General features: G+C 46.3%; 1 protein-coding gene. It reads right to left on the reverse strand.

From position 1 onward, the window contains the following. Positions 1-980, reverse strand: a 980-nt coding sequence (locus ACZMIG_RS14815) for a hypothetical protein (protein WP_487889772.1), incomplete at its 3' end; no start/stop codon positions are given. Between the last annotated feature and the right edge of the window lie 127 nt (positions 981-1107).

Raw genomic sequence — 1107 nt, forward strand, 5'->3', positions numbered from 1 at the left:
AACTGCAATAGGGAAAAAGCGTCTGTAAAAAGCTCATCTTCCGGAATATCGCACTTAACGGCATAGGACGCCAAAACGCAAAGGCAGCTGTATCTGTGCCCTACAGAAGCCCCCTCTTTTATTTTCCGCAGCCACCAATCATATAAGTCCCTTTTGACATGCCAGCGCTCACGGCGCTCCCCCTGCACAATTCGCTTTTCATACCATTCCGGGTACTTCTTCCGGGCTTCGGCAAGACTCAAATCGCTCTTATAGTGAAAATCCGTGACCGCCTTGCTCTTATCCATAAGATACCCGTTCAAATACTCAATCGTCACTCTCTCGCCCGTTTCAAAAGCCTTTACCGGGTATCTCTTTCCCAGCTTTGACTGCGTTCCAACCATACGGAAGCCCTGAAAAATCCCCTGATACTGAACCTGTTCCCGTTCTGTGAAAGTGCTTGTATAACGGTTCCAGACTTTCGCAATCAGCTCATACTTGAACTCTCGAAGCTTATCCTGCAAATGCTTATACAAGGGAACCGGCTTTTCCAGCAGATAATATAAATGCAGCCCGTGACCGCTGTTAATACAGTAAGTGCATTTCGGGATAATATCATGGTTCATTTGATGGAACACATCACGGAGCTGCGGCATCTCCACCCCGTCAAGGTCTATCGCTATCCCATACAGCCACCTTGCATTGGCTGCCGTCCGATTTCTGCCGGAATACGCCACAGGGGACATGACAGCAAACTCTGCCCCCTTGACCTCATCAATGACCGACAAATCATCAAATACAATCCGATTCTTCGCCTTATCATTCTCAACTATGGTTATAATGCCATTTGCCTTTCCGTCCTCAAAATGCCCCTTTCTCTCAAAACTTCCCTCTGGAAAAACAGCCCGATAAAACTCTTTCGGCTTCACTTCCTCAAAGAACTGCCCCAGCCATTCATTTTTCAGCTTATACAACTGCTTTTCAGTCGGTTTTTTTGCCATATTCCCACCACCTTTTTCTCCCCTCCAAAACACCTATAGGGGGCTTATATTATCAATACAGTTTATTGCACATTTTTGACCTCTTAAAAAAGGGCTGGTTTTCTCTCCCTTTCCCCACCCCTAAAAA

Source organism: Xylanibacter sp., from assembly GCF_057607445.1.